The sequence below is a fragment of the Skermanella stibiiresistens SB22 genome (assembly GCF_000576635.1).
GTDB lineage: Bacteria > Pseudomonadota > Alphaproteobacteria > Azospirillales > Azospirillaceae > Skermanella > Skermanella stibiiresistens.
Genome location: NZ_AVFL01000002.1, coordinates 1 through 25,172, shown reverse-complemented (window position 1 = coordinate 25,172; position 25,172 = coordinate 1). Strand labels below are relative to the sequence as shown.

Sequence of the window (25,172 nt, the reverse complement as noted above, 5' to 3'; positions counted from 1 at the left end):
TCCCGATCCTCGTTGAGGGATACCGTCCCCTTCAACGCTTGAAACTGGGATGTCGCACCAGCCGCGATGGACGGAGCAGGTTGTTGCGCTCCAGCAGGGGGTGGGCGATCGACGCGAGATGCGCGTCGATCCGCTTGAGGTCGCGTACCACGTCCAAGTGCAATCCCCTGGTTTCCTCGTGCTGGCCGGCCTCGGGCGTCAGCGCGAACTGGCTTTCCGCAGCCGCCCGCTCCAGCTCGCGGAAGCGCTCCTTCTCTTCGACCAGCCGCAAGGCCGACGGCAGATCCTCGCCCATGAAGACGGCCACGGCCAAGCGGAGCTGGGCCAGCAGATGCTCGTGCATCGCCTCGGCCTCGGTGACCTGCCGCTCCGTCAGGCGCAGGCGGCGGCGCATCCGCTTCCCGGCCAAATTGAGGACGCCCTTGTCGATGATGTCGCCGGCATGTTCCAGGTTGAGCGCCACCGTCTGGATCTGGGAAAGCCTGGCGTTCTCCTCCTCGCCGAGATCCCGCCGCCCAAGCTCGGCGAGGAACCGCGTCAGGGCCCCGTTGAGCCGATCGAGCACATCGTCCTTGCGAGTCAATTCGGCCAGCAGGCGATTGTCGTCGCGGCGCAGCAGCTCCCGGGAGCCCGTAAGCATCTCCTCGATCACATCCGCCATCCGAAGCGCCTCGCGCGACGCGTTGGCCAAGGCCACCCGTGGCGTTTCCAGGGATGCCGGATCAAGGTAGCGGGCGCTGCCGGCATCCTCCGGCCGGGGACGGTCAGGCAGCATCCGTTCCAGGACCTTGGCGATCAACGCCAACGGCGGGATGAAGAGCACCGCCAACACCGCGTTGAAGACCAGATGAAAGGTCACGACCTGCCGGCCCGCGTCGGGTATGACGGTCGTCAGGTGTTCGGATATCAGCGGCAGCAGCGGGAGGGCGACGGCGCAGCCGATCAGGCGGTTGGCGATATTGCCGACCGGCATCCTCAAGGCGTTGCGCTCGCCCGAACTGGCTGCCAGCAGTGGGTTGAGCGCGCTCCCGAGATTCGCTCCCAGCACCATCGCTAGGCCGGCGAAGGGCGAGATCAAGCCGGTGGCGGCGAACGAGGCGATCACCAGAACCGCCGCGATGCTGGAATGCATGGCCCAGGTGACCAGCGCCGCCATGACCATCACCGGCAGCGGCTCCCGGGTGATCGCCGCGATCAGGTCGCGCGCGTCGGGCGAGACGCTGGCCGGCACGATGGTTTCGACCAGCAGGTGGAGCGACAGCAGGACCAAGCCCAGCCCGATCGTCAACCGGCCGATGTTGCGGGTCCGCGTCCGCACTCCGGTCCGAAAGATGACGAGCCCGATGAAGATCAGCGCTGGATAGACGATGGTGATGTCGAAGGCGAGCGCCCAGGCGACCAGCGCCGTCCCGACATTGGCCCCCAGCATCACGGCCAAGGCGGGAACCAAGTCGATCAGTCCAGCCGCGAGGAATGACGTCGCCATCAGAGCCGTGGCGGTGCTGCTCTGAAGCGCCAGGGTCACCCCGGCTCCGGCGACGCACGCCGCGACGCGGTTCCGCAACGCCTTGCCCAGCAGCCGCCTCAAGTCGGCTCCGAACGCCCGGGTCACTCCCGTCCTGACCATGTGGACGCCCCATAGCAACAGCGCCACCTCCCCCAGCAGCTCGATCAAGGCGTGGGTGGCGGGCATCGCTGGCATCACACGGGGACCTCTTCGTTATCGACCAGGATTCGCGGCCTCTTCGAACAATGCGTCCTAAGCGACGTGTGTTCCAGCGGGTTGGCCGGTCAGCGCCAGCATCTCGGCTGAGGTCGCCTCCTCCTCCACAGTCTCGCGCGGGATGGCGATGTCCACGACACACCCCGGTGCGGACCGGTACTGAATCTTGCCATTGAGCTGAATCGTGAGGGCGGCGATCATGATGCCGCCGATGCCACCTTCGGGCATCTGCTCGCCGCAGCCGACCCCATCGTCGGCGACCCGCAGGGTGATGGTGTCGCCACCCTTCAAGGTGACTTCGATGTTACCGGAGGCACCGTTGGGAAAGGCGTGCCGCAGGGCGTTGGAAACGAGCTCGTTGACGAGCAGACCGATTGGCATGGCCATCTCCACCCGGCAGATGACCGGATCGGCATCGACCCGGATCGCGATGCTGGCATTCTCATGGGCCGGATGGTGATTATCGGCGATGGCGTCGCATAGCATCTCAATCTGGCTGGCGAGGTCCACGAAGGCCAGGTTTTCGGATTTGTAGAATTGGTCGTGCAGGCGCCCCATCACGTTGACCCTGCCCGCCAGCGCCTCCAGCCGATCGGCGCCGGAAACGGTAGGGTTCTTCTTCAAACGTGACTTCTCGACCAACATCAGGCTGAGGATTATCTGAAGGTTGTTCTTGACCCGGTGGTGGATCTCCCGGACCAGCGTGGTTTTCTCCTTCAGCAGGCGCTCCTTCTCGTTGAGGCTGTCCACCAATCGCCGCTCATGGGAGTTCAACTCGTTCAGATAGGTGCCGACCGCGTCGCTGAGCGTGGTGATCTCCTTGTAGCCCGACGTCACCGGCATCGTTCCGGTAAGCCCCCGCCGGCGTTGCTCGACCGCTTTGGATAGTCCCCGCAATGGACGGGCGATCCATACCGCCAAGGCCAGCCCAAGCAGGACGGCCGCGACGCTGAGGACCGCTCCCGCGATCATCACGGCGTCGCGAAGTTCCCGGACCGGCAGCATGGCGCTCGACATTGGCTGGCGCACCGCCACCCGCCACCCCAGCCCCAGATAGTCACCCTGGCCTTGGGTCGAAACGATGCTGGTTAGGTATTCCTCACCATCGAAATCGATGGGAGACACCGATGTGCCGGTGACTTCCATTTGGGACGGAGACAGCTTTCTCCCAAGCAACTGTATCGGTCCGAGGATGACGGTGCCATCCTTGGACAGGATCATCCCCTCGATGCCGCGGCTCTGCTTGGCGTCATCGAGGACCGAACGCTGGACCTCTTCCGTCCAATCCCAGCTGAGATGCGCCGCGATCACACCCAGCACCTTGCCATCGGTCCCATGGACGGGAGCCGCGAAGTCGAGAAAACGGGGCGGCGTGCTGTCAGACGGATAGAGCAGCGTCGCCAGGACGATGGCGTCATGGACATCACCCACATAGGGTCGTTCAAGCGCCTGTTTCCACCAACCCCGGGCGTTCGCGTCGAAGCCCTCAAGGACGCCATTGGTCGCCGCGGTCACGATGCCGCTCGGCTCGATGAAACCGATCCACGCATATGCTGGAAACGTCTCCTTCATCCGGTTGAGAACGGCGCGCTTCTCCGCCACCGAGGCGCTGGTGGAGCGAATCGTGTCAAGTGACGACGCCACCAGCAAGTCGCTGTAGCGCTCCGACATGCCATGGTCCAGGTCGCCAGCGACCTCGTCGTCGTACTCCTGCAACTGTTCCTGGATCAGGATGCTCATCCGCTTTTCGGCCTCCGATTCCAACAGGATCGCGGTACCGACAGTGAATAGCAGTCCAATTCCACCAACGCTGGCAGCCAACAACGTCCTTAGACCGATCAGAGCCATGGTGGTCCCGTTTCAAGCATCTACCTACCCGTAAGAAATAGGATACCCGAAAACGACCAAGTGACTACTATTGGTTTTTCATTGACAATTATGCCAATTGAATTCCGGTTTGCTTCGACACACTTTGCAGTGGGCGAGATATTACCTGCTACATAGGAAGATGGACAGGTCGGTTCAGACGTTTCTTCAACTCGGACCTGTGCCTTGTCGCACGATCCTTTCGGCTTGCTGAAGGGTCATGATGCATCGGCCTTGATCGGTGTCGGCGTGCTGGCTCGCGGCGTCCTGAAGCAGGAAGGCGACACGTTGCCGCTGTTCCGGGGGAAGCCGGCGGGAATCTTGTTCCAGGCCCGCCCAGGCGGTCGGCTCGCAGGCGCCAACGGATTGGAACGCGCTGGGCGGCTCCTGGTTCTGGGACATTCCCGTCCGCTGGGCTCCAGCCTGTTGGGCGCAGGCGGTCGCGAGGGCGGCGGCGGCGATGGCGACGGCAATCTTCATGGTTTTCAGCTCCTTTGGCTTGCCCAGGCGTCAACAGTCACCGCCCGCGATGCTCCCGCCGCCCAACGGGATTTGGGACCTAAGCCCGTCGGCGTTCCGGCTTCTGCTTCCGAACGAAGCCGGTCCAGGCGATATACATCTCCTTCGCGTTGCGCGGCTTCATCTCGCCCCGAAGCTGGTCATAGGCGATCTCCGCCGCGAACACGTCGGCGAAGGCCCCCTGCTCGACCGCCCAGGAGATCGCCTCGTTAGGACTGTGGAACGTCAGGACGTTCCGGGCCTGTGGGTTCGCCGAAACATCATCCGGCTCCGAATTCGCCGGCTCCATCACCATCGGCTTCCCCAGCGGAGACTTGGGCGGCGTCGGCTTGGCGTCTCCGGAACGACCGTAGAGGGCGGCCTCGATCCGCTCGGGCACGCCCTGCCAGTGGCCCTGCTCGTCCCAGATGACCATGCCGGACGGACCCTCGCGCGACCACTCCACCAGGATCCCGCGCCGGTCGCTCTCCCGCACGATGCGGAGCGACGCGTTGAGCGACCGGAACAGACGCTCGCGCTCGGTTTCGGGCAGGGTTTCGCGGACATGATGCTGGCCGTTGAGCTGCCCGTCCTCAAGGTGCCAGACCCACAACACGTGCGTCCCATGGGCCGTGACCGAGTCCTGCAACAGCCGCATCTTCTCCGCTTTGTCGACCCAAGCTTGGTTCTTGTTGCGGTTGCGGTCGGCCGCGTTGTCCAGCATGGCCCGCGCGATCGAGCTGCCGATCAGCGACGTCACGCTGTCGATCGCGATCGTCTTGATGTTGGAGCCCGGCATGTTCTGATCGAGGAGATCCTGGATGCGCTCCACCGACCGGTTATCCGCCGGCTCCTCACTCAGCTCGTACAGTTCGCCGCCCTTCAACTCGTGGCGCCTTCCGTCGGCGTCGACGATCAGCGCCGGCTGGCGCATGGCGAGGATGAAGGTCGACTTGCCGTCGCCATAACGACCTTTCAGCGCCCAGCGCCTCGGGGGAAGGATGTCCTTGTCAACTCGCTTGAAAGCCATGGCACAGTCTCTGATGTCCGCCGTCACCGCCCCGTGGTTCGAAACGCCAGCGAAGCGATGCTCCAAGGGGTGACCATACCATGATGTTCGTGGTTTGTTCCAGCTGTTTTCAATGAGAAGCAAGCGTGCGGGAGCGACGCTTCGAACATCAGAATTCAACGATCAAAAGGGAAGTTGGCGGATAGGGTGGGATTCGAACCCACGGTGAGGTTTCCCCCACGCAGCTTTAGCAAAGCTGTGCCTTCAGCCTCTCGGCCACCTATCCAACGCGGGGTTTGTATAGCGAGCGGGAACTTGTTCGGCAAGTGCCTATCGCACGCGTCCCGCACGCTTTTTTCCAGACACCCGCAACCCGGCCGTCAGGTCGCGGAACGGCTGGCGGCGATCGCCTGGACGAGGTCGGCGATCAGGTCGCCGGCATCCTCGATGCCGACCGACAGGCGCAGCAGATCGTCGGGCACGGGGGTATCCGCCCCCTCGATGCTGGCGCGGTGTTCGATCAGGCTCTCGACGCCACCCAGCGAGGTGGCGCGGGTGAACAGCTTGGTGTTGGCGGCGACGGCGATGGCGGCGGCGGCCCCGCCGCTCATGCGGATCGACAGCATGCCACCGAAGCCGTCCGTCATCTGGCGCAAGGAGACCTCGTGCTGGGGATGGCTTTGCAGACCGGGGTAGAGGACCTCCAGCACGCCGGGGTGCCCTTCGAAATACCGCGCGATGTCCAGGGCGTTGGCCGACGCCGTGCGGACGCGCGGGTAGAGCGTCCGCATGCCGCGCAGCAGGAGCCAGCTTTCGAACGGCCCCAGCACGGCGCCCAACCCCTTGCGGACACCCTTGATCCTGTTCCAGTGATCATCGGCCGCGGCGGTCACCAGCGCCCCCGCGATCACGTCGCTGTGACCGTTGAGGTATTTGGTGCCGGCGTGCATGACATAGTCGGCGCCGAACGCCAGCGGACGGGTGATCACCGGGCTCGCCGAGGTGCTGTCGACCGCCAGCCTGGCGCCTGCGGCATGGGCGATGTCCGAAGCCGCCTGGATGTCGGTGACGTCCCACATCGGATTGCTCGGCGATTCGAGCCAGACCAGCGCCGTCTTGCCCGGCAGCATCGCCTTGGCCAACGCGTCCAGGTCGGCGCTCGGCACGAACTCGACGTCCAGGCCCCAGGGCCGCGCGAAGTCGATCAGCCAGTTGCGAAGCGACCAGTACATGACGGAGGGCGCCACCACATGGTCGCCCGGCTTCAGCGCCATGAACAGCGCCGTGGCCGCCGCCATGCCCGACGAGAACACCAGCGCCCCCCGCCCGCCTTCCAGCGTGTTGAGCAGCGCCTCGACCTGATCGTAGGTGGGGTTGTCCGCGCGGCTATAGACCCGGCCATGGGTGCCATAGCTGTTGTCGGCGTCGCGCAGATATGTGGTGCTGGGATGGATCGCCGGCACGATGGCGCCGGTCGATTTGTCGATCCAGCCCAGCGCGTTGGCGGCAAGGGTTTCGGGCTTCAGGCTGTCGGGCTTGCCGGCCATCGCGGGGACTCCAGGATCGGTTGAATTGGGGAGTATGCCGGGCCTCTGGGGGCCCGGCACACCTGCCGCGTCAGTCCTTCAACTTCCGGGTCAGGATTTCGTTCACCAGGGCCGGGTTGGCCTTGCCCTGGGTCTGCTTCATGACCTGACCGACGAAGAAGCCGAACAGCTTCTCCTTGCCACCCTTGAACTCGGCCACCTTGTCAGGATTGGCCGCCAGCACGCCTTCGATCGCGGTGTCGATGGCGCCCGTGTCGGTGACTTGGCGCAGGCCCTTCTCCTCGACGATCAGGGCGGCCGGCTTGCCGGTCTCGACCATCTCGGCGAAGACGTCCTTGGCGATCCGGCCGCTGATCGTGTTGTCGGAGATCAGGTCGATCAACCCGCCCAGGTTCTCGGCCGAGACCGGCGACTGCTCGATCCCCTTGCCCTGCTTGTTGAGCGCGCCGAACAACTCGCCCATCGTCCAGTTGGCGGCCAGCTTCGGGTCGCGGCCCTTGGCGACGGTCTCGTAGAAGTCGGCGCTGGCCCGCTCGGCCACCAGCACGCCGGCGTCATAGGCCGACAGCTTGTAGTCGGCGATGAAGCGCGCCTTCTTGTCGTCCGGCAGTTCCGGCAAGGTCGCCTTGATCGCGTCGACCCAGGACTGCTCCAGCTCCAGCGGCAGCAGGTCGGGATCGGGGAAGTAGCGGTAGTCGTGCGCCTCCTCCTTGCTGCGCATCGAGCGGGTCACGAACTTGGTCGTGTCCCACAGCCGCGTCTCCTGGACGATCGAGCCGCCACCCTCCAGCACCTCGATCTGGCGCTGCACCTCGTAGTCGATCGCCATCTGGACGTAGCGGATCGAGTTGACGTTCTTCGTCTCGGTCCGGGTTCCAAGCGGGCCGCCGGGACGGCGCACAGAGACGTTGACGTCGCAGCGCATGGAGCCTTCCTCCATGTTGCCGTCGCAGGTGCCGAGATAGCGGAGGATCGCCCGCAGCTTGCGGACATAGGCGGCGGCCTCCTCCGAGGTCCGCATGTCCGGCTCCGAAACGATCTCCATCAATGCCACGCCAGACCGGTTGAGGTCGACATAGGTGCGGCTGGGATGCAGGTCGTGGACGCTCTTGCCGGCGTCCATCTCCAGATGCAGGCGGGTGACGCCGACGGTCCGGCTCGACCCGTCGGGCATGTCGAGGACGATCTCGCCCTTGCCGACAACCGGCTGCTGGAACTGGCTGATCTGGTAGCCGGAGGGCAGGTCGGCGTAGAAGTAGTTCTTGCGGTCGAACACCGAGTACAGGTTGATCTGGGCCTTTAGGCCCAGGCCCGTGCGGACCGCCTGCTCGACGCACACCTCGTTGATGACCGGCAGCATTCCGGGGAACGCGGCGTCGACGAAGCTCACCTGCGTGTTTGGTTCGGAACCGAAAAGGGTGGACGCGCCCGAGAACAGTTTCGCGTTCGAGATGATCTGCGCGTGGACTTCCAGCCCGATCACCACTTCCCAGTCGCCGGTCTCGCCCTGGATCAATTTAGTCATGGTCCAACTTCCTCAAGATCAGGGTCGGCGTCAGCCGCGGGCGGCGACGAAGGGCGGCAGCGTGTTGAAGTCGGCGGCTTGCTCCAGCACGCCGGCCACCTTCAGCACCGTCGCCTCGTCGAAGGGACGGCCGAGGATCTGCAACCCAAGCGGCAGGCCGTCGGATGCCAGTCCGGCCGGAACCGAGATGCCCGGAAGGCCCGCCAGCGAGGCTGGCACCGTGAACACGTCGTTCAGGTACATGGCGATCGGATCGTCCATCTTCTCGCCGATGGCGAAGGCGGTGCTGGGCGCCGTCGGCGTCAGGATCACGTCGCACAGCTTGTAGGCCTCCTCAAAGTCCTGCGCGATCCGCGTGCGGACCTGCTGGGCCTTAAGGTAATAGGCGTCGTAATAGCCGGCCGACAGCACGTAGGTGCCGATCATGATGCGGCGCTTGACCTCCTCGCCGAAACCCTCGGCGCGGGTGTTCTCGTACATCTCCTTCAGGTCCTTGCCCTCGACCCGCAGGCCGAACCGGACACCGTCGTAGCGCGCGAGATTGGACGAGCACTCGGCGGGCGCCACGATATAATATGTCGCCAGCGCGTACTTGGTGTGCGGCAGGCTGATCTCGACCGGCTCGGCGCCGGCCGACTTCAGCCAGTCGATCCCTTGCCGCCACAGCTTCTCGATCTCCGCCGGCATGCCGTCGACGCGGTATTCCTTGGGAATGCCGACCTTCAGGCCTCGGATATCACCGGTCAGCGCCGCGCGGAAGTCCGGCACCGCCATGTCGACGCTGGTCGAATCCTTGGGATCGAAACCGCACATCGAGCCCAGCATCAGCGCCGCGTCATCGACCGTGCGGGTCATCGGACCGGCTTGGTCCAAGGACGACGCGAAGGCGACGATGCCCCAGCGCGAGCAACGGCCATAGGTCGGCTTGATGCCGACGATGCCGACGAACGAGGCCGGCTGGCGGATCGAGCCGCCCGTGTCCGTCCCGGTCGCGGCCATGGCGCAACGCGCGGCGACGGCGGCGGCCGAACCGCCCGACGAGCCGCCGGGAACCAGCTTGCGGGTCCACTGCCATTCCTGGACAGGGTGCGGCTGGCGAACCGCCGCCGTCAGCTCGGAAAGGAAGCCGCCCTCCTCCGCTCCGGCGTCGCGCTGGACGAGGGTGCCGGGGCTCCACGGGCTCACGACCGGGCCAAAATGGCTGGTCATGTTGGACGAGCCCATCGCGAACTCGTCCAGGTTGACCTTGCCCAGCATGACGGCGCCGTCGCGCCATAGGTTGGCGGTGACGGTGGACTCGTAGGGCGGCTTGAAGCCTTCGAGGATGTGGCTGCCGGCGGTGGTCTGGAAACCGGCCGTGCAGAACAGGTCCTTGACCGCGATCGGCAGGCCGTTCATCGACCCGGCCTCGCCCTTGGCGCGCGCGGCGTCGGCCCTCGAAGCCATGGCGAGCGCCTGATCCGGCGTCTCGGTGATGAAGGCGTTCAGCGGGCGCGATGCCTCGACCGCGCGGACATGCGCCTCGGTCAACTCGACGCTGGTGAACTCACCCTTGGCCATACCGGCCAGGGCTTCGGTCATGGAAAGCTTGGTGAGATCCGTCATCACTCGACAACCTTGGGCACGACGAAGAAGCCCTCGGCGGTCTCCGGGGCGTTGGACAGCACGGCGTCGCGGACGCCGCCGTCGGTGACGGCGTCGGGGCGGCGGCGCAGCTTGTGGGGCGCCACGCTGGTCATCGGTTGCACGCCGACGGTGTCGACCTCGTTCAATTGCTCGACGAAGTTCAGGATGTTGCTGAGTTCGCCAGCCAGATGTTCCTGGTCGGCCTCGGGCACCTTGATGCGGGCCAAGTGGGCGATCTTCGCCACGGTGGCCTTATCGAGCGACATGGGGTAAGTCTCTCCGTCCGCGAACGCCGCTAGCCGGAGCCCTGCCCCGGCCGACGGCAGATATGGTAATTTAATGATAGTGCGCCGAAAGTAACACCCGCTATGGCGATCCGCAAGCTCACGGACCTTCCCACACTGGTGCCTCGCGGCAAGCGGCTGCTGGGCCTGGACACCGGCTCCAAGACCATCGGCATGGCGATTTCCGACCCCGGCTTCTCCGTGGCGTCGCCGATCGGCACCATCAAGCGGACCAAGTTCACGGCGGATGCCCGCGAACTCGCGCGTTACATCAAGGACCGCGAGGTCGGCGCCGTGGTGATCGGTCTGCCGGTCAACATGGACGGCAGCGAGGGACCGGCGGCCGAGCGCGCGCGCCAGTTCGCCGCCAGCATGATCGAGCACAAGGACCTGTTGGGCGGCGAGTTGGACATCGCGTTCTGGGACGAGCGGCTGTCGACCAGCGCCGTCCAGCGAATGATGATCGACGCCGACATGACGCGGAAGCGCCGCGCCGAGGTCGTGGACAAGATGGCGGCGGCCTACATCCTCCAGGGCGCGCTGGACGCTTTGTCGCGGTTCAAGGCGGCCAACGCCCCGCCGGAGGATGTTCATTGGGCCGATCGGAGGGATGACGGGAATCCGGAAGACGGCCCCGTCTGAATGCGTCAGCTCGTCATCGTCTTCACGGCCCTCACTCCCATCTTCCTCCTGATCCTGCTGGGGTATCTGCTACGTCGGAGGCGGTTCGTCGACGACGCCTTCTGGGTTCCGGCGGAGAAGCTGACCTATTACGTCTTCTTTCCGCTGCTGCTGCTGGACAACCTGTCCAGGGCGACGCTGGGCGACCTGATGGTCGTTCCGATGGGGTTGTCCCTGGTCCTCGCGGTCCTGACCACGGCGGCGATCCTATACGCCTCCCGCCGCCACCTGAAGCTGGACGGGCCAGCGTTCACCTCCGTCTTCCAGGGATCGGTCAGGCCCAACACCTTCGTCGGGCTGGCCGCCGCCGCGGCGCTGTTCGGCAAGCCGGGCGTCACGCTGTTCGCGATCGGTCTGGCGACGGTGGTTCCCCTGGTCAACGTGCTGTGCGTCGTTGTCCTGTCGCGCCACGGCACCGGCAACGGAACCTCGTTCCGAGCGGTGGCGCTCGGCATCCTGAGGAACCCGATCATCATCGGGGTCGCCAGTGGCGCGGCGCTCAACCTGACCGGCATCGGGCGGCCGCCGCTGATTGGTCCCGTGTTCGAGATCCTGGGCGACGCGGCCCTGCCGATGGGTTTGCTGGCGGTTGGCGCCGGCCTGGACATGGCGGCGGCGCGGGCGTCGGGCGGTGCCGTGCTCCAGTCGTCCGTGCTGAAACTGCTGATCGTCCCGGGGCTGACGGCGCTCTACGGGGCAGCCTTCGGGGTCCATGGGTTGACGCTGACAGTCGCCGTCCTGTTCAACAGCCTGCCGGTCGCGGCCTCGGCCTATGTGCTGGCGCGCCAGATGGGTGGCGATTCCAGGTTGATGGCCGGGATGATCACGGCGCAGACGGTATTGGCCCTGCCGTCCATTCCGCTGGCATTACTGCTGTTCGGATGAAACTCAGACCCCTTCCGCATGTTTGACATTCATCAGCGAGATGAAAAGTCCGGAGTGGAATGGGTTGGAGGTGGGACGCAGATTTCAATACGGGGAGCGGCAGAACCGCCAACTCCCTCCCCTCAGCGCCATCCGCGCGTTCGAGGCGGCCGGGCGCCATGGCAGCTTCACGGGAGCGGCCCAGGAGTTGAAGGTCACTCCGGCGGCCATCAGCCACCACGTCAAGATGTTGGAGCTGTGGCTGGGAGTGGAGCTGTTCCGCCGTTTCGCCCGGGGCCTGGAGCTGACCGACGACGGCCGGCGCTACCTGCCGCGACTGACCAGCGCCTTGGACGAGATCGCGTCGGTGACCGACGACTTGAAGGGCGAGAGGTCGGAGGGCGGCAGGTCCGGTCAAGCCTGAGCCAGCCGCCGCCCTCGCACGGGCAGATCAGGCGCGCCAGAACGGCTTTGCCGCCTCGTGCTCCAGATCGGCGCGCGACAGGCCGATATCGCGGAGCAAATGGTCATCCATCTCGCCCAGCCGGTTCCGCTGACGGGCGCGGTCCTGCCAGTCGAGCATGGTGTCGAACACGGTCACCAGCGCGTCGTTCAGTCCCTTGAGGCTGATGCCGTGTCCCGCCGCGAAAGAGGTCGAGGAGGAGGCCGGGGTGCGGATCGCCGTCACGGACGCGAACTTCCGAGTACCAACAGTCATCGCAAGCTCTCCTTATGCGAAAGCGAGGCTGACCGGGCCGTCGCTTACGGGGTCATCACCGGGGTTTGTCACTGTGATGAGCCAATATTTGCGCCGCATGGCCCTTGCGCGCAAACGACGCTTTCTCATAAAGTCGATTAGCAAAACTAATCCGATGGGCCAAACGATGGGTCGCCGCCTGCCTCCGCTGAACGCCATCCGGGCCTTCGAGGCCGCGGCGCGGCATCTCAGCTTCACCCGCGCCGCGGAGGAGTTGAACGTGACCCAAGCCGCGATCAGTCACCAGATCAAGGGGTTGGAGGACACGCTTGGCCTTCCGCTGTTCCGCCGGCTGAACCGGGCCCTGGTGCTGACGGAGGCCGGCCAAGGCTACCTGCCACCACTCCGCGAGGCGCTGGACCAGATCGCCGACGCCACATCCAAGTTGAAGGCCGCCGATGGCGGCGGGTCGCTGACCGTCAGCACGCTGGCGTCTTTCGCCGCGAAGTGGCTGGTCCCCCGGTTGCCGCGTTTCCAGGAGCGGCACCCCAGCTTGGACGTCCTGCTGTCGACCTCGTCCAACATGGTCGACTTCACTCAACAGGACGTCGACGTGGCGATCCGGTTCGGCCGCGGCGGCTGGGAGGGTGTGCGGGCGGAGAAGCTGCTGACCGAGGATATCTTCCCGGTCTGCGCCCCCCGCCTGCTGGAGGGCACCAAGCCCTTGCGTACCCCCGAGGATCTGGCGGGCTTCACCCTGCTGCACGACGATTTCCTGATCGGCTGGACGATGTGGCTGAACTCGGCGGGCGTGAGTGGCGTCGACGCGGCGCGTGGTCCCCGCTTCATGACGGATTCGGCTCTGATGCTCCAGGCGGCGATCGCCGGGCATGGCGTCGCCCTGGCTAGACGGGTCCTGGCGGCGGACGATCTGGACGCCGGGCGGCTGGTGGCGCCGTTCGGCTTCAGCCTGCCGACTAACCTGGCGTATTATTTCGTGGCGCCGCCCCGCTACTTCGAGCGGCCCAAGGTGGCGGCCTTTTACGAATGGGTGTGCGCCGAAGCGCGCGACTACCGGGACGCCGAGGCCCGCGCCGGTTCGCCGGCCGCCCTTGTCAATCCGCCGGGGTGGTCCGTATAACGGCGGACCTCTTCCGGAACTCGGATTCATCGCCCATGACCTCGTCCAGCCGCCCCGCCGCCTCCGGACCGCTCGCCGGCTTGAAGGTGTTCGACATGACCCGCGTGCTGGCGGGGCCGAGCGCCACGCAGGTGCTGGGCGACCTGGGAGCCGACGTCATCAAGGTCGAGCGGCCCGGCCAGGGTGACGATACACGCAAGTGGGGCCCTCCCTATGTCCGCGACGGCGAGGGCGCCAACACGACCGAGAGCGCCTATTATCTCTCCGCCAACCGCAACAAGCGCTCGATCACGCTGGACTTCACCAAGCCGGAGGGGCAGGCGCTGGCCCGCCGCATGATCGCCCAAAGCGATATCCTGCTGGAGAACTACAAGGTCGGGACGCTGAGCCGGTACAATCTCGGCTACGAGCAGCTGAAGGACGAGTTCCCCGGGCTGATCTATTGCTCGATCACCGGGTTCGGCCAGACCGGTCCCTACGCGCCGCGCGCCGGCTATGATTTCCTGGTCCAGGCGATGGGCGGCATCATGAGCGTCACCGGCGAGCCGGATGGCGATCCACAGAAGATCGGCGTCGGCGTCGCCGACCTGATGACCGGCATGTATGGACTGGTCGGCATGCTCGCCGCCCTCCACCACCGGGAGAAGACGGGCAAGGGCCAGCACATCGACATGGCGTTGCTCGACACGCAGGTCGCCTGGCTATCCTATGTCGGGCAATATTACCTGACCAGCGGCGAGGCGCCGCCCCGCATGGGCAACGCCCACCCGACGATCGTGCCGTACGAGGCTTTTCCGGCCTCGGACGGCTATGTCATCCTGGGCATCGGCAATGACGGGCAGTACGGCCGCTTCTGCCAATTCGCCGGCCATCCGGAGCTGGCGAGCGATGCGCGATTCGCCACCAACGAGCAGCGGGTGCGCAACCGGCTGGAGCTGATCCCGATCCTCCGCGATCTGGTTTCCCGACAGCCGCGCGAGCATTGGCTGGCGGGTCTGGCGCCGCTGGGCGTGCCGTGCAGCCCGATCAACACGGTGGATCAGGTGTTCGACGATCCGCAGGTCAAGGCGCGTGGGATGGCGATCGCGATGCCGCACGCGCTCGCGCCCGAGCCCATCCCCCTGATCGCCAGCCCGATGAAACTGTCGGATACGCCCGTCGATTACCGACACGCTCCGCCCACGCTGGGCCAGCACACCGACGAGGTGCTGGGGGAGTGGCTGGGATTGGGCGAAGACGACATCTCGAAGTTGCGCGACGACGGCATCGTTTAAACCAATCCAAGCTCCATATACGGCGGACCGGCCGTTTCTGACGGCCTTTCGATCGGGGAGACTCCGATGTCCGCATGGAAGACGCGCGCGAGCCTGATGGCGGCGGTGGCGCTGGGATCGCAGGCCATCGTACCCGCGGCCTTGGCCCATCACGGCTGGGGCAGCTATGACAGCACGACCCTGACGACGTTGGACGGTACCGTCAAATCGGTGTCCTTCGGCAACCCGCACACCGCGCTCCAACTGGAGGCGCAAGGCAAGACGTGGGAGATCGTGCTGGCTCCGCCGTCCCGCATGACGGGCCGGGGGTTGCCTGACGGCACCTTGAAGGAGGGCCAGACGGTCAGCCTGGACGGCTACATCCACAAGAGCGATCCGGTCGAACTCCGGGCCGAGCGGATCAGGGTGGACGGCAAGTCGGTCGAACTGCGCTGATGGAGCATGGTGGCATGGGTCCGGCCTGGGCGCTGGCCCTGGAACAGTCGGCCCTGGGCGAGACGCTGCGGCAGGCGTTGTGGCTCTACCCCATCGCCAATGTCCTGCACGTGCTGGCGGTCGTCGCCATGGTGGGGAGCATCTTCGCCTTCGACCTGCGGGTGATGGGCGTCGCCCGGTCGCTGCCCGTGGCGGCCTTGGCCCGGCTGCTGCTGCCGATCGCGGTCGGGGGCTTCGCCGTGGCGGTGGTGACGGGATCGCTGCTGTTCACCGCCGATGCCACCGCCGTTTGGAACAACCCGGTCTTCGTCTACAAGCTGGGGCTGATCGGGCTGGGACTGGTCAACATCATCATCTTCCACCGGATTCCCTGGCGCGAGGCGGATCGCTGGAGCGTCGGCGTCAAGGCTCCCGCGCTGGCCATGGCCGGAGCGGCGGTGTCGGTGGGCGTGTGGGCCGGCACCGCGACGCTGGGGCGCTTGATCGCCTATTTCTAGGCGATTGCGGGGCGGGTGACACGTCCTTATAGTCCCGCCCCATCATGACCATCCAACGTGGCACTCCGGGTCGCCCCCGTCATCTGCTGGCTCTCCAAGGCATGCCGGCCGCGGAACTGACCGCCCTGCTCGACCGGGCGGACACTCCGGCGATGGAACGTCCCCTGGCTGGAGCGATGGTCGCCGGCTTGTTCCCGGCGCCGTCGGAACCGCTCGATGACGCCTTCGCGGCGGCGCTGGACATGACGGGTGCCGCGCGGGCCGAGAACCTGTCCCAAGCGGTCGCGGCGGTCGCGCGGCATCCCCAAGTCGGCGGTGTCGCGTGGCTGGCGCGGAACGCTCCCTGCCCGATCGTCAGCGCCGGGGACGGCGACCACGAGAACCCGATCCAGGCGCTGGCAGACGTGCAGGAACTGCGGCGGCGATTCGGCACGGTGCGAGGGTTGGTGGTGATACTGGCGGGCGACATCGCGCATCATGGCTCGGCCTTCTCCGCCATCCACATGCTGAACGCACTGGGCGCCTTCGTCCGCGTCGTGGCGCCACCAACCCTGCTGCCCCCCGAGATCGACCGCCTGGGTGCCGAGGTCTTCATTTCGCCGGTGGATGGCTTGCGCGGAGCCGACGCGGTGCTTCGCTATCCGCTGGACCTGGAGCGCTCCCTCGGAACACTGGTGCCCTCGGCGCGCGAGTACGAAGCCCTATACGAGATCGGCGACGCGGTCCCGCTTGTCCAGACGACATCGGCGAGCCTCGCCGCGGTGATCGCCGCGTGCCTGATCCATGTCACCGGCGAGGCGGCGCGATGACCCGGAGGATCGCCTATCGCCACGCCCGCCTGCTCGATCCCGCCAGCGGGCTCGACACGGTGGGGACGGTGTTGACCGAGGGTGGCGTGATCGCCGATCTCGGTGCCGGCCTGTTCGCCGATGGAGTTCCAGACGGCATCGAAACGATCGACCTGCGGGGCCTTTGCCTCGCCCCCGGTCTGATCGACATGCGGGTCGCCGCCGGTGACGGGCATGGATATGTCGACGAGGACACGGCGAGGTCCGCCGCGGCGGGTGGTGTCACATCCATCGTGCTGCTGCCGCCCCACACCAGCTTGCGCCATTCGCCCGTCCGTGTGTTCCACTATGCCGGGGCGACAACCGGCACCGGCGCCTTGGCGGAGATGGGATTGGCGGCCCAAGTGGGGGCCTTGGCCTTCACCGATGGCGCCAACGCCATCGCCGACGCGGCCGTGATGGTCCGGGTGATGCGCTATGCCGCCGCGCTGGGCCGCTTCGTCATCCAGCATCCGGAGGAACCCAGCCTCGCCGCCGGCGGCCAGATGAACGCGGGAGAGGTCGCGACCCGCATGGGGCTACCCGGCATTCCGGCCCAGGCCGAGGTCATCCCGATCGAGCGCGACCTTCGGCTGGTCGAATTGACGGGCGCACGGCTCCACATCGCCCATGTCTCGACCGGCGCCGCCGTCGATGTCATCCGCGACGCCAAGCGGCGGGGCCTGCCGGTCACCTGCGACACCGCCCCAGCCTATTTCGCGCTGACAGAGACCGACGTGATGGGGTATCGCACCGTCGCCAAGCTGTCGCCGCCGCTCCGGGACGAGATGGAACGTCGCGCCATCGTCGAAGGGCTGGCTGATGGCACGATCGACGCCATCGCCAGCGACCATCAGCCCCACCCGGCGGCGGCGAAGGATGTCCCCTTCCCCGAGGCCGCGTCCGGCATCGTCGGGCTCGAAACACTGCTGCCGCTGACGCTGGAAATGGTTCAAAACGGCAAGCTGCCGATGCTCGATGCGCTCGGGCTGCTGACCGCGGGGCCGGCGCGTCTGCTGGGCCTGGAATTGGGGCGTCTCGCCAAGGGCGCTACCGCCGATCTCACCATCTTCGATCCGGACTGGCTATGGCGCGTCGATGTCGGCCGCTTCGCCAGCGGGTCGCGCAACTCGCCTTTCGATCGCCGTCCCGTCACCGGGCGGGCGATCCGCACCGTCGTGGCCGGCGAAACCGTCTTCACCCTGGACGCATGATCCCCTCGATCCACCGGAAAACAGTCGAATGCCCGATCCGATAAGCTGGGGTTTCACCTGGCCCTACCTGCTTGCCGCCGCCGTCGCCGGATATCTGCTGGGCTCGATCCCGTTCGGGCTCGTCCTGTCGAAGCTCGCCGGGTATGGCGATATCCGCAAGATCGGCTCCGGCAACATCGGCGCCACCAACGTGCTGCGCACCGGCAACAAGCCGCTGGCCGCCCTCACCCTGATCCTGGACAGCGGCAAGGGCGCCTTCGCCGTGCTGCTCGCCAACCAGTTCGGACCGGACGCGGCGGTGCTGGCGGGGGCCGGGTCGATGCTGGGCCACACCTTCCCGGTCTGGCTCGGCTTCAACGGCGGCAAGGGTGTCGCGACGGCGCTGGGCGTGCTGCTGGCGATCTCGTGGCCGGTGGGCGTGATCGCCTGCGCCACCTGGCTGCTGGTGGCCTTCGCGCTCCGCTACTCGTCCCTGTCGGCGCTCGTGGCCCTGGGCGTCAGCCCGTTCACCGCGTGGTGGTTCGCCGGGCCGCAGGTGGCGCAGCTCTGCGCCTTCATCGCGCTGCTGGTCTATGTCCGCCACCACGCCAACATCCGCCGCCTGCTGAAGGGCGAGGAGCCGAAGATCGGATCGAAGAAGAAGGCGGAGGCGGCCTGAACGGGCCGCCTTCCCGTTCTACAGGAAGAACACCACGGTGGTCAGGACGAACAGCGGGATCAGGATCAGCCCGGACCATATCATGTAGCCGAAGAAGCTCGGCATGTTGACGCCGCGTTCCTCGGCGATCGACTTGACCATGAAGTTCGGCGCGTTGCCGATATAGGTGTTGGCGCCCATGAACACGGCGCCGGCCGAGATCGCCAGCAGCGTGTTGGGCACGTCATGCATCAGGTGCAGGGGATCGCCGCCCGCCGTGTTGAAGAACACCAAGTAAGTCGGCGCGTTGTCCAGGAAGCTCGACAGCAGCCCGGTCGCCCAGAAATACATGTAGTTGATCGGCTGTCCGTCCGGCGTGGTGACCGCCGAGACAACACCCCCGAGCGCCCCATCCGTTCCGGCGCGGAGGATCGCGATGGCCGGGATGATGGTCAGGAAGATCGCGGCGAACAGCTTGGCGACCTCCAGGATTGGGAACCAGCTGAAGGCGTTGAGGTGGCGGTTCTCCTTCGTCGTCAGCTTGAGCGACAGCGCCACCACGCCCAGCAGCAGCAGGTCGCGAACGATGTTCTGGATCTCGACATGGACGTGGTAGACGTCGAACCCGATCCCCGGCTTCCAGACGCCGCTGAGCAGGACAGCCGCGATAACGCCGCCCAGCAGAAGGATATTGATCCCGCCCTCGATACCCAGCTTCTCGCCGCCCTTGTGGACCACGGGCGCCGGCGGCTCCTTGGCGTACAGGTAGCTGTCGAGCGCGAAGAACACCGCCAGCAGGATCGCCGACGCCATCGCCATCGGCAGCAGCATGTGCTTGGTCGTCCAGAAGAAGTCGACGCCCTTCAGGAAACCCAGGAACAGCGGCGGATCGCCCAGCGGGGTCAGCGACCCGCCGATATTGGCGACCAGGAAGATGAAGAAGACGACGACGTGCATCTTGTGCCGCCGCCCGTCATTGGCCTTCAGCAGCGGCCGGATCAGCAGCATGGCCGCCCCCGTCGTGCCCATCCAACTCGCGATCATGGTCCCCAGGAACAGCAGGCCGGTATTGACCATGGGTGTCCCGGTCAGGCTGCCGGTGACCCGGACGCCGCCGGCGACGGTGAACAGCGCCAGCAGCAGCACGATGAACGGGATATATTCCAGCAACGCCGTGTGCAGCATCTCGTATAGTGCCAGGTCGAAGCCGTGGATCAGCGCGAAGGGGACCAGGAACGCCAGCGCCCAGAACGCCGAGATCTTGCCGAAGTGATGGTGCCACAGGTTGGGCGCCAGCAACGGGAAGAGCGCTATCGACAGCAGGATGCCAGCGAAGGGGAGGACCCAGATCAGCCCCATCGACGAGCCGTCCAGATGGGGTGCGCCGCCGTGCTCCGCCGCCACCCCGGACGCCACTTCCGCCGCCGCGGCCAGCGGGGGAAAGGCCAGGACGAGGCAGGCGAGGACCAGTGCCGCGAAGGCGCCGGGCGCTCCCCTGCGCCAAGGGAAGGTTGCGCGGCGGAGGGTGGCTGACGCGTCGCTTTTCATTGATCTCGGCAATTTCTTGGAGGGTAGGATGGGTCGGTCACGGCGGCGGAGTATGCCGCCGGATAAAATGCAAGCCAAGCTCAAAGCCGGTCTCAAGGCTCGGGACAGGCGGAAAGCGTCAGCGGCTTGTCGGCCACGCGGGTGATGTCGGCCAAGGCCCGGCATTGCCCGGCGGCACAAAGGCGATAGTCCGCGGTGAAGCTGGAATTGGCGAGGGTCAGCCGCTCCAGCGGCGCCACCTTGGGCCGGTAGACCCACGATCCGTCGATCAACTCCGCGCCGTCGGGAACCTCCATGCCGGCTCCATCGCCCCGCACATGGGCCTCCATCAGCACCAGCCGGTGATCCGCCACGAGCCAATCCTCCCGCCACTCGATCTTCTCGACCGAGTGGGTCCAGGCCAGGGAGAACCCCTCGCCGGATCCGCCGAGGGGAAGACGCGCCACCGGCGGCTCCCCCGCGGCGGAACCGGCGAGCGCGATGCAAAGCGCCGCTGTCACCGGTGTCACTCAGGCGGTCCGATCGGCGTGCCGTTGCCCGGTGACGCCGCGCGTGCGCCACCAATGATAAACCGCGAACGCCAACGCCAGGGCCAGGCCAAGCTCGTCCGTAACCGGCAACGCCACCACCAGCAGGAAGGCGGCGGCCGTCGCCCAGATCCGCTCCAGCACGGTCAGCCGGGTCCGCAGATAGCCGATCGACGCGGCGCCCCACAGCCCGATCGAGATCACGGCCTTCACGACGACATAGATCGTCGCCACCGTGTCGTCGGTCTGCAGCATCAGGCTCGGCGAATAGACCGCCATGAACGGCACGACGAAGCCGGCCACGGCGATCCTCATGCATTGCAGTCCTATCTTCAGCCCGCTGGTCCGCGCGATCGGCGCCGCCGCGAAGGCCGCCAAGGCCACCGGCGGCGTCAGGTCCGCCATGATGCCGAAGTAGAAGACGAACATGTGGCTGACCAGCAGCGGCACGCCGAGGTCGAGCAGCGCCGGCCCGACCAGCGAACTGGTGATGATGTAGTTGGGAATGGTCGGGATGCCCATGCCCAGGACAAGGCAGGTCAGCATGGTCAGCACGAGACTGAGGAACAGGCTGCCCTCGCCGACCGAGACGATGACGCGGACGAAGTTCGATCCCAGGCCGGTCAAGGTCATGGTGCCGATGATGACGCCGACCAGGGCGCAGGCGACACCGACGCTCAGCGCGTTGCGGGCACCTTCCGCCAAGCTCTCGACCGTCAGGTTCAGCGTCTCGCGGCCACCTCGGGTGAACAGGTTGAACAGGATCAGCGCGCCGATCAGCAGGTAGACCGCCGAGATGCCGTACTCGAAGAAAGCCGAGGCGGCGAAGCCAAGCGCTATCCAGAACACGACGCGCAGCGCCATGGGACCCAGCAGCGTCGCGACCGACGTTCCCAGGATGATCAGGGCGGTCAGGCCCAACCCGACGGTGCCGGCGAAAAGCGGCGTGTAACCCGAGAACAGCAGGTAGACCAGCACCGCCAGCGGCAGCACCAGAAACCACTTCTCCCGGATCGCCGTCAGGGGGTTGGGGCAGTCCTTCTTGGGCAGGCCCACCAGGTTGAGGCGGCCGGCCTCCAGGTGAACCATCCACAGCACCGTCGCGAAGTACAGGATCGCCGGGATGATCGCCGCCTTGACGATCTCGACATACGGGACGTTGATCGTCTCGGCCATGATGAAGGCGACGGCGCCCATCACCGGCGGCATGATCTGGCCGCCCATGCTGGCGGTGGCCTCGACCGCGCCCGCGAATTCCGAGCGGTAGCCAAACCGTTTCATCAGCGGAATGGTGAACTGCCCTGTCGTCACCACGTTGGCGACGCCGGAGCCGTTGATCGTGCCCATCAGCGCCGACGACACCACCGCGACCTTGGCGGGGCCACCGCGTTGGTGGCCGACGGTGCCCATGGCGACGTCGGTGAACAGCCCGATCATGCCCGCCCGTTCCAGGAAACTGCCGAACAGGATGAACAGGAAGATGTAGGTCGACGACACGAAGATCGGGGTGCCGTAGATGCCCTCGGTGCCCAGGAACATCTGGTCGACCACCTGATCGAAGCCATAACCCCGGTGGTTCAGCGGCGACGGCAGATATTCGCCGAACAGCGCGTAGGCCAGGAAGACGGCGCAGACGATCGGCAGGGCGATGCCCATGATCCGCCGCGCCGCCTCGAACACCAGGGCAACCGCCACCAGCCCGACCACGATGTCGGTCATGCTGGGGTCGCCCGCCCGCATCAGCAGGTCGTACTCGAAGTACCAATGGTACAGACCAATCGCGAAGCCGAGGACTCCGACCGCCCAGTCCAGCCAGAACGCCCCACCCCGGTTGGACCGCAGCGAGGCGCACAGGGCGAAGGTCAGCAGCAGCAGGAAGCCCACATGGAGCGACCGCACCACCAGACTCGACAGCGGCGTGTAGGACGCCGTGTAGATCTGGAACAGCGAGAAGGCCACGGCAATGGCGAAGATCAGCTTGCCCGAGACCGTCGATCTGTCGGTCGGCCCGGCGTGCATGATGCCGGACTCCGCCGGACCATGGCCCGGCTGGAGGATTTCGGCTTCGGTGTTGGCCGCCATGCGGCTTTACCTCCGGAGGCTGCGAGACATCGGTGAGGCGCCTGGGATACGGCGCCTCAGCGCAGTACGCCGGCCTCGCGGAAGTACTTTTCGGCGCCGGGGTGCAGCGGGATCGGCATGCCCTTGGTCGCGGTTTCCAGCTTGATGTCCTTGGCGGTGGCATGCGCCGACGCCAGCACGCCGAGATTGTCGTACATCGACTTGGTCATCTGGTAGACCAGATCGTCGCTGACGCCGGAATGGGTCACGAGGAAGTTGACCACGGCGGCGGTCGGGACATCCTGGGTCTGACCGTCATAGGTCCCGGCTGGGATGACTTCGGCCACGTAGACCGGGTTGCCGACGCCGGTCACGACATCGGCGGGGATCGGCACGATCGTGATCGGATTGGTGGCCGCCAGATCGCGGATCGAGGCTACGCCCAACCCGGCGGACTGGAGCGTGGCGTCGATCTGCCGATTCTTGACCAGTTCAACCGACTCGGCGAAGGGCAGGTATTCCACCTTGCCGAAATCGGCATAGGTCAGGCCGGCCGCCTTGAAGATGGCGCGGGCGTTCAGTTCGGTTCCGGAACGGGGAGCGCCGACCGAGATGCGCTTACCCTTGAGGTCCGCCAGGGTCTTGATGCCGCTGTCGCCGCGGGCGACGATCTGGATGTAGTTGGGGTAGATCGCGGCCATGCCGCGGATCTTGGTCAGCTTGCTCTTGAAGCCCGCCTCCTCGTCGCCTTCCCAGGCGGCCGCCACGCTATCACCCAGCGAGAACCCCACCTCGCCCCGGCCCTGCTGAAGCAGGTTGAGGTTCTCGACCGACGCCTTGGTCGACTGTACGGCGGTCCGGGCCTCGGCGATCTTGTCGGCGTAGATCTTGGTCAGCGCCACGCCAAGCGGATAATAGACGCCGCTGGTGCCGCCGGTCAGGACATTGACGAACTGCTCGGCCCTGGCGCCGCCGGTACCCGGTGCCGCCACGCCGATCGCCAGGACGGCCGCGGTCGCGGCGGCCAGAATCATCCTCTTCATCGTCAACTCCCCGTCTTTTTGGTTTTTCTCACGCGCGATCGTGAGGGTAATCGCCGCGGAGGCGATTTGCCAGATGGAACAATCGCATGCAAGGGTGCTTGTCCGCCGCCCGGTCGGGGACTACGGTCGTCAACCCGCCCAGGCGCGAGCCCCGGCGCGATATTCCGCGCGAAACGAGGAACGACATCATGGACATGACCGGAGAGTACAAAATCTCCGCACCCCGTTCGCGGGTTTGGGAAGCGCTCAACGATCCCGAGATCCTGAGACAGTGCATTCCCGGCTGCGAGGAGATCCAGAAACAGTCCGACACCGAAATGACCGCCAAGGTGACCGCCAAGGTCGGGCCGGTCAAAGCCAAGTTCGCGGGCAAGGTGACGCTGAGCGACATCGATCCGCCCAACGGCTACACCATCAGCGGCGAGGGCAGCGGCGGTGCGGCGGGCTTCGGCAAGGGTGGCGCCAAGGTGGCCCTGCTGGACGATGGCCCGGACACGATCCTCAACTACACCGCCCACGCCCAGGTCGGCGGCAAACTTGCCCAAATCGGGTCGCGTCTGATCGACGGCACCGCGCGCAAGATGGCGGACGACTTCTTCGCCAAGTTCACCGAGGTCGTCGGCCGCCCGCCCGAGGCCGCCGTGACGACGGCGGAGGCCGTCTCGGCAGAGACGACGCCGATCATCGAGTCACCAGCGTCCTCCACGTCACCACCCGTCGAGGATACCCTGACACAGCCGGTCGCGGCGATGACCACGGAGACCGCCGCCGTGCCGCCGCCGTCAGCCACGCGGGCTCCCCCACCGCCGACACCGGCGGCGTCCGAGACCAGCGGGGGATTGCAACCCATCGTTTGGATACCGCTGGTCGTCGTGGTGGTCGGCATCCTGCTCTGGGCGTTCATCTGACCACCCATCCCCAGCGAATATGGGGCATGCGTGACGGGTGCCGGGGATCGCTTGACCAACTCCGGCACCTCTCATAGCCTGTTCGTTGCAGATGATGCCGGTTCGACATAAGGCGGAAAATCAAGCCGCCACCCGGGAACCGGATAATCAGCGGGGCTGGCGGAAATAGGCCGACGAACAGGGGCCGATAAAAGAGGGGAGAGACAACAATGCCAACCGTATCCTTGCAGGTTAACGGCAAATCCGTCACGCGCGAGGTCGAGGGGCGCACGCTGCTGGTGCAGTTGCTGCGCGAGCACCTTGGCCTGACGGGAACCCACGTCGGCTGCGACACCAGCCAGTGCGGTGCCTGCGTCGTCCACATCGACGGCCAATCCGTCAAGAGCTGCACCCTGCTGGCGGTCCAGGCCGGCGGCACCGAGGTCACCACGATCGAGGGCTTGGCGGCGGCCGATGGCACGCTCCACCCGATGCAGGCGGCCTTCCGCGAGCATCACGGCCTTCAGTGTGGCTACTGTACCCCTGGCATGGTGATGGCGGCCATCGACTTGGTCCAGACCCACGAGCACCTGGACGAGCACTCGGTCCGCGAGGGACTGGAGGGCAACATCTGCCGGTGCACAGGCTACCACAACATCGTCAAGGCCGTGCTCGCCGGTGCCGACGCGATGCGCGCCGACGTGCCCAAAGCGGCCGAATAAACGGGACAGGGGAGGAAAACAACGATGTACGCCTTCGAA

At 66.2% G+C, this 25,172-nt stretch carries 25 protein-coding genes and 1 tRNA gene; 12 read left to right on the top strand and 14 right to left on the bottom strand.

What is annotated here, in order from left to right:
* Positions 1-31 precede the first annotated feature (31 nt).
* The 9 genes from N825_RS02710 to gatC all read right to left on the bottom strand — a co-directional run bounded on the left by N825_RS02710 (position 32) and on the right by gatC (position 10,060).
* A complete protein-coding gene (locus N825_RS02710; RefSeq protein WP_245612989.1) occupies positions 32-1,702 on the bottom strand; it encodes a Na/Pi cotransporter family protein in 1,671 nt (556 codons plus the stop codon).
* A 57-nt stretch (positions 1,703-1,759) separates the two neighbouring features.
* Positions 1,760-3,463 (bottom strand): sensor histidine kinase, encoded by a 1,704-nt coding sequence (locus tag N825_RS02705; RefSeq protein ID WP_245612988.1) that lies wholly within the window; start codon positions 3,461-3,463, stop codon positions 1,760-1,762.
* 294 nt (positions 3,464-3,757) lie between these two features.
* Positions 3,758-4,069: a hypothetical protein gene (locus tag N825_RS02700; RefSeq protein ID WP_037446720.1), complete on the bottom strand. Its 312-nt coding sequence runs from the start codon at positions 4,067-4,069 to the stop codon at positions 3,758-3,760.
* A 79-nt stretch (positions 4,070-4,148) separates the two neighbouring features.
* Complete coding sequence (locus N825_RS02695; RefSeq protein ID WP_037446717.1) at positions 4,149-5,117, bottom strand: AAA family ATPase; 969 nt, start codon at positions 5,115-5,117, stop codon at positions 4,149-4,151.
* Between the two features lie 175 nt (positions 5,118-5,292).
* Positions 5,293-5,382, bottom strand: a tRNA-Ser gene (locus N825_RS02690).
* 94 nt (positions 5,383-5,476) lie between these two features.
* Positions 5,477-6,643, bottom strand: coding sequence for a trans-sulfuration enzyme family protein (locus tag N825_RS02685; RefSeq protein ID WP_037446714.1), 1,167 nt, complete (start codon positions 6,641-6,643; stop codon positions 5,477-5,479).
* A gap of 70 nt (positions 6,644-6,713) precedes the next feature.
* Positions 6,714-8,168, bottom strand: a complete 1,455-nt coding sequence (gene gatB / locus N825_RS02680) for an Asp-tRNA(Asn)/Glu-tRNA(Gln) amidotransferase subunit GatB (protein WP_037446711.1) — start codon at positions 8,166-8,168, stop codon at positions 6,714-6,716.
* Between the two features lie 30 nt (positions 8,169-8,198).
* The gene (locus N825_RS02675) at positions 8,199-9,773 is read right to left on the bottom strand and encodes an amidase family protein (protein ID WP_037446708.1); all 1,575 of its coding nucleotides are present in this window, start codon (positions 9,771-9,773) and stop codon (positions 8,199-8,201) included.
* On the bottom strand, positions 9,773-10,060 hold the full coding sequence (gene gatC, locus N825_RS02670; RefSeq protein ID WP_037446705.1) for an Asp-tRNA(Asn)/Glu-tRNA(Gln) amidotransferase subunit GatC: 288 nt from the start codon (positions 10,058-10,060) through the stop codon (positions 9,773-9,775). The genes N825_RS02675 and gatC overlap by 1 nt, the downstream gene beginning before the upstream one ends.
* Before the next feature lie 102 nt (positions 10,061-10,162).
* On the opposite strand from gatC, the gene ruvX reads away from it, so the two are divergent.
* From ruvX to N825_RS40210, 3 genes are all read left to right on the top strand, one after another.
* Positions 10,163-10,720: a Holliday junction resolvase RuvX gene (ruvX, locus tag N825_RS02665; protein WP_063833605.1), complete on the top strand. Its 558-nt coding sequence runs from the start codon at positions 10,163-10,165 to the stop codon at positions 10,718-10,720.
* Positions 10,721-11,644 (top strand): AEC family transporter, encoded by a 924-nt coding sequence (locus tag N825_RS02660; RefSeq protein WP_037446702.1) that lies wholly within the window; start codon positions 10,721-10,723, stop codon positions 11,642-11,644.
* Positions 11,645-11,714: 70 nt separating this feature from the next.
* Positions 11,715-12,047 carry a LysR family transcriptional regulator gene (locus N825_RS40210; RefSeq protein WP_281174346.1) on the top strand — a complete coding sequence of 111 codons (333 nt, stop codon included), beginning with the start codon at positions 11,715-11,717 and terminating at the stop codon, positions 12,045-12,047.
* A gap of 27 nt (positions 12,048-12,074) precedes the next feature.
* Here N825_RS40210 and N825_RS39615 read toward each other — a convergent pair whose 3' ends face one another.
* Positions 12,075-12,341 (bottom strand): DUF1127 domain-containing protein, encoded by a 267-nt coding sequence (locus N825_RS39615; protein ID WP_037446696.1) that lies wholly within the window; start codon positions 12,339-12,341, stop codon positions 12,075-12,077.
* A gap of 154 nt (positions 12,342-12,495) precedes the next feature.
* Here N825_RS39615 and N825_RS02645 point away from each other — a divergent pair, with 154 nt between their 5' ends.
* The 7 genes from N825_RS02645 to plsY all read left to right on the top strand — a co-directional run bounded on the left by N825_RS02645 (position 12,496) and on the right by plsY (position 18,366).
* Positions 12,496-13,461, top strand: coding sequence for a transcriptional regulator GcvA (locus N825_RS02645; protein WP_425423707.1), 966 nt, complete (start codon positions 12,496-12,498; stop codon positions 13,459-13,461).
* Between the two features lie 35 nt (positions 13,462-13,496).
* Positions 13,497-14,735 (top strand): CaiB/BaiF CoA transferase family protein, encoded by a 1,239-nt coding sequence (locus tag N825_RS02640; protein ID WP_037446694.1) that lies wholly within the window; start codon positions 13,497-13,499, stop codon positions 14,733-14,735.
* Between the two features lie 66 nt (positions 14,736-14,801).
* Positions 14,802-15,170, top strand: a complete 369-nt coding sequence (locus N825_RS02635; RefSeq protein ID WP_245612987.1) for a DUF6152 family protein — start codon at positions 14,802-14,804, stop codon at positions 15,168-15,170.
* Positions 15,171-15,184: 14 nt separating this feature from the next.
* A complete protein-coding gene (locus N825_RS02630; protein WP_037447600.1) occupies positions 15,185-15,667 on the top strand; it encodes a hypothetical protein in 483 nt (160 codons plus the stop codon).
* Positions 15,668-15,711: 44 nt separating this feature from the next.
* Positions 15,712-16,476, top strand: a complete 765-nt coding sequence (locus N825_RS36135) for an aspartate carbamoyltransferase (RefSeq protein WP_157618946.1) — start codon at positions 15,712-15,714, stop codon at positions 16,474-16,476.
* Complete coding sequence (locus N825_RS02620) at positions 16,473-17,708, top strand: dihydroorotase (protein WP_037446692.1); 1,236 nt, start codon at positions 16,473-16,475, stop codon at positions 17,706-17,708. Before N825_RS36135 ends, N825_RS02620 begins: the two co-directional genes overlap by 4 nt.
* Before the next feature lie 28 nt (positions 17,709-17,736).
* Positions 17,737-18,366 (top strand): glycerol-3-phosphate 1-O-acyltransferase PlsY, encoded by a 630-nt coding sequence (gene plsY / locus N825_RS02615; protein WP_037446689.1) that lies wholly within the window; start codon positions 17,737-17,739, stop codon positions 18,364-18,366.
* An 18-nt stretch (positions 18,367-18,384) separates the two neighbouring features.
* Here the strand turns inward: plsY and N825_RS02610 are convergent, their stop codons facing one another.
* The 4 genes from N825_RS02610 to N825_RS02595 form a co-directional block, all read right to left on the bottom strand.
* Positions 18,385-19,893 (bottom strand): sodium:proton antiporter, encoded by a 1,509-nt coding sequence (locus tag N825_RS02610; protein WP_051511458.1) that lies wholly within the window; start codon positions 19,891-19,893, stop codon positions 18,385-18,387.
* A gap of 92 nt (positions 19,894-19,985) precedes the next feature.
* The gene (locus N825_RS02605) at positions 19,986-20,402 is read right to left on the bottom strand and encodes a DUF1850 domain-containing protein (protein ID WP_245612986.1); all 417 of its coding nucleotides are present in this window, start codon (positions 20,400-20,402) and stop codon (positions 19,986-19,988) included.
* Complete coding sequence (locus tag N825_RS02600) at positions 20,403-22,502, bottom strand: TRAP transporter permease (protein WP_084164239.1); 2,100 nt, start codon at positions 22,500-22,502, stop codon at positions 20,403-20,405. It lies immediately after the preceding gene.
* A gap of 56 nt (positions 22,503-22,558) precedes the next feature.
* Positions 22,559-23,524 (bottom strand): TAXI family TRAP transporter solute-binding subunit, encoded by a 966-nt coding sequence (locus tag N825_RS02595; protein ID WP_037446686.1) that lies wholly within the window; start codon positions 23,522-23,524, stop codon positions 22,559-22,561.
* Between the two features lie 188 nt (positions 23,525-23,712).
* Between N825_RS02595 and N825_RS02590 the strand changes: the two genes are divergently transcribed.
* Together N825_RS02590 and N825_RS02585 are read left to right on the top strand one after the other, a co-directional pair.
* The gene (locus tag N825_RS02590; RefSeq protein ID WP_037446684.1) at positions 23,713-24,432 is read left to right on the top strand and encodes an SRPBCC family protein; all 720 of its coding nucleotides are present in this window, start codon (positions 23,713-23,715) and stop codon (positions 24,430-24,432) included.
* 209 nt (positions 24,433-24,641) lie between these two features.
* Positions 24,642-25,133 (top strand): (2Fe-2S)-binding protein, encoded by a 492-nt coding sequence (locus tag N825_RS02585; RefSeq protein ID WP_037446682.1) that lies wholly within the window; start codon positions 24,642-24,644, stop codon positions 25,131-25,133.
* Positions 25,134-25,172 lie beyond the last annotated feature (39 nt).